Below are 3,328 nucleotides of genomic sequence, written 5' to 3' on the forward strand. Positions count from 1 at the left end.
CGGGTGACGCCGGTCAGTTCCTCCGGGATCTCCAGCTTGATCATGCGGGTGAAGTCGACGCCGATGAAGGCGACGATGTCGGCGATGGTCAGGCGCTCGCCGGCCAGCCATTCGTGGTCCTGCAGCTGGCGGTCGAGGATCTTCAGGCCGCGCAGGCCCGCCGTGCGGTTGGCCTCGGCCATCGCGGGGACCTGGGTCTCGAGCCGGGCCAGGGCCGGGTGGGTGTGGCGGACGGCCATCATCAGGGGCCCGGCCACCAGAAACTCGCCCCGGCGGGTCCACATCTCGATGAGGGCGGTCTCCTCGGGGGTGGCGCCGAACAGATTGACCTGCGGGTAGCGGCTCTCGAGATAGCGGCAGATGGCCAGGCTCTCGGTGATGCAGGTCCCGTCGTCCAGCTCCAGGGCCGGGATGTTGGCGAGGCCGAAACGCTTGATGTAGTCGGGGGTCTTGTGGTCGCCCTCCATGATGTTGATGCGGACGATCTCGACGTCCTCGATCCCCTTCTCGGCCATGAACCAGCGCACGCGGCGGGGATTGGGGGCGAGGGGCGTGTCGTAGAGCTTCATGGGGGTTTTCCTGTGTGGGCGGGTCAGTGGAAGAGTTCGCGGGGCAGGAGGCCGACGACGGAGGCGGACAGGCAGGTGGCGAGGAAGCCGGCGAACATGGCCTTCCAGACCATGCCGATGACCTCGGACCGGCGCTCGGGCACCAGCACGGAGTAGCCGGCCACGTTCATGCCCACCGAGGCAATGTTGGCGAAGCCGCAGAGGGCATAGGTCATCAGCACCCGGGTGCGCGGGTCGATGGCGTCGAGGGGGACCGCCCCCAGCTGGATGAAGGCGGTGAACTCGGTCAGGACCAGCTTGACCCCCAGGAGGGAGCCGGCGAGCCGGGCGTCGGCGGCGGGGACGCCGATGAGCCAGACCAGGGGGGCGAAGACAAGGCCGAGGATGCGCTCGAGGGTCAGGGGCGCGCCGCCTACGTCGGGCAGGAGGCCGAGCAGGCCGTTCGCCATGCTGGCGAGGGCCACGAAGACGATCAGGGTGGCGGCGATGTTGAGGGCGATCTGGAGGCCATCGGAGGCACCGCGGATCACCGCGTCTATGCTGCTCTCGTAGACCTTGTCCGGGCCGACCTCGAGGGGATCGGCCTGCTCGGCGACGACGTCGCGGGGGGCGAGGATGCGGGCCAGGAGCACCCCGGCCGGCGCCGAGATGATGGAGGCGGTGATGACGTGGGCGGCGGCGTTGGGCAGAACGTCCTTCAGGATGGCGGCGTAGGCCACCATGGTCGATCCGGCCACGCAGCTCATGCCCACGGTGATGAGCATGAAGAGCTCGGAGCGGCTGAGCCGGGACAGGTAGCCGCGGATGAAGATGGGCCCCTCGACCTGGCCCATGAAGATGGTGGCGGCCACGGCCAGGGCGGGCGGGCCGCGCAGGCCCATGGTCTTCTCGAAGATGAAGCCGAAGCCGCGGGTCAGGACCTTGAGGATCCCCCAGTGCCAGAGCAGGGCCGCCAGGGCGCAGACCACCAGGATGACGGGCAGGACGCGGAAGGCGAAGACGAAGAGGGCGCCGGCGTTGGCGACGGGATAGGGCTGCCCCTCCCCGCCGGCCAGATAGCCGAAGACAAAGGTGACGCCCGCCTGGGTGGCGGCGGCGAGGGCCTCGACCCCCTGGCCAAGGGCGGCGACCACGGCGCGCAGGGGCGGCAGGCCGAAGAGACCCAGGACCAGCAGGAACTGGATCAGGAGGGCACCGGCCGCCAGCTTCCAGGGAAAGACCCGGCGGTTCTCGGACAGGACCCAGCACAGGCCCAGGATGACGGCGAGGCCCAGAAGGCTCTGGGCGTTCTCTGCGCGGAACATGTCCTGGTCTCTCCCCCGGTGCGGGTGCCAGTTGAACGCCGGAGCGGCCCTGGTGCAACCTCCTAGCTGCAACTCCGCTGACCCCCTCACCGGGCTTCGCCCGGAGCTCCCCCTAAGGTGGAGCAATGGGCCCCATAATTCCGCCCCCAAGGGGGAGGTGGACCGGGGCGATAGCCCCGGGACGGAGGGGGTCAGCTGAGCCGCTGTTGACCCCCTCAGTCGGCTTCGCCGACAGCTCCCCCTGAGGTGGAGCAATTAGAACTGTAATTCCGCCCCCCAGGGGGAGGTGGCGCGCGCAGCGCGACGGAGGGGGTCAGCTGAGGCGCCGTTGACCCTCGAAACCGCCGCTAGCCATCGACGAAGCCCGCCCAGGTGCTCATGTAGGTGACGAAGGCCGGGCCCAGGCCCTCGGCCTCGAGGTGGGCGCGGGTGACGGGCAGGCTGACAGGGCGGAAGTCGGGGTTGGCGCGGGCCTTCTGCGGCCAGTCGTGGTGCAGGATGGCAGCCCGGCCGAGGAGGACGAAGTCGGCACCGGCGTCCAGCATGGCCCGGGCGTCGGCGGCGCTCATGATCTTGCCGGCCACGCCCAGGCGCACGTCCCCGCGCGGCAGGTCGGTGAAGTAGGACATCAGGGTGCGGCCCCGATGGGCCTCCTCCACCGGCTCCTTGAAGCAATCCCAGAGGGACATGTCGAGGTAGTCGATCTTGGCCTCGGCAAAGAGCCGGCCGACGAGGTCGCGGACCTCCATCAGGCTGAGGCCGAACCGCTCGGGCGACAGGCGCAGGCCGAGGTTAAAGTCCGGGCGGCAGGCGGCGCGGACGCCGTCGAGGATTTCGAGGACGAGGCGCGCGCGGTTCTCGGGCGAGCCGCCGTAGGCGTCCGTGCGGCGATTGGTCTCGGCGCTGAGGAACTGGCAGACGATATAGCCGTGGGCGCCATGGATCTCGACCCCGTCGAAGCCGGCCTTGTCGGCGCGGACGGCGGCAGCGATGAAGTCGTCACGCAGTTGGTGGACCTCGTCGAGGGTCAGGGCCCGGGAGCCCGTGTCGGCGTCCTCTGAGGGGCAGACCGGAGCCTCGCCGATCAGGGCGGCAGGCGAGCGCATGCCGGCGTGGTGCAGCTGGACGACGGCCAGGCTGCCGGCCTTGCGGATGTCCTCGGCCAGGCGGGCGAGGCCGGGAATGTGGATGTCGGAGAAGACGCCGACCTGACCAGGGAAGCCCTGGCCGATCCTCTGGACATGGGCCGCGGCGGTCATGGTCAGGCCAAAACCGCCCTGGGCGCGCAGGGTGAGCCAGCGGTGCTCGTCATGCGAGAGCGTCCCGTCGGGATGACTCTGCAGGTTGGTGAGCGGTGCCAGCATCAGCCGGTTCTGCATCGCAGGACCGCGGATGAAGCTCATGGGCGCGAACAGGTCGGTCATCGGTTTCCCCCTCTAAGTTTATCGGCGCCCT

3 protein-coding genes are annotated in these 3,328 nt (G+C 69.7%); all 3 read right to left on the reverse strand.

The window, feature by feature from the left end:
* Positions 1 to 569: glutathione S-transferase family protein (locus tag WCJ52_RS12290; RefSeq protein ID WP_336903600.1), on the reverse strand; the 569-nt coding region annotated here is incomplete at its 3' end.
* Positions 570 to 592: 23 nt separating this feature from the next.
* Entirely contained in the window at positions 593 to 1,873 is a 1,281-nt protein-coding gene (locus tag WCJ52_RS12295; protein WP_336903601.1) for a nucleoside transporter C-terminal domain-containing protein, read from the reverse strand.
* Positions 1,874 to 2,220: 347 nt separating this feature from the next.
* On the reverse strand, positions 2,221 to 3,297 hold the full coding sequence (locus tag WCJ52_RS12300; protein ID WP_336903602.1) for an NADH:flavin oxidoreductase: 1,077 nt from the start codon (positions 3,295 to 3,297) through the stop codon (positions 2,221 to 2,223).
* Positions 3,298 to 3,328 lie beyond the last annotated feature (31 nt).

Origin of the sequence: Phenylobacterium sp. (genome assembly GCF_037138395.1) — a bacterium.
In the GTDB taxonomy this organism is placed as follows: domain Bacteria; phylum Pseudomonadota; class Alphaproteobacteria; order Caulobacterales; family Caulobacteraceae; genus Phenylobacterium.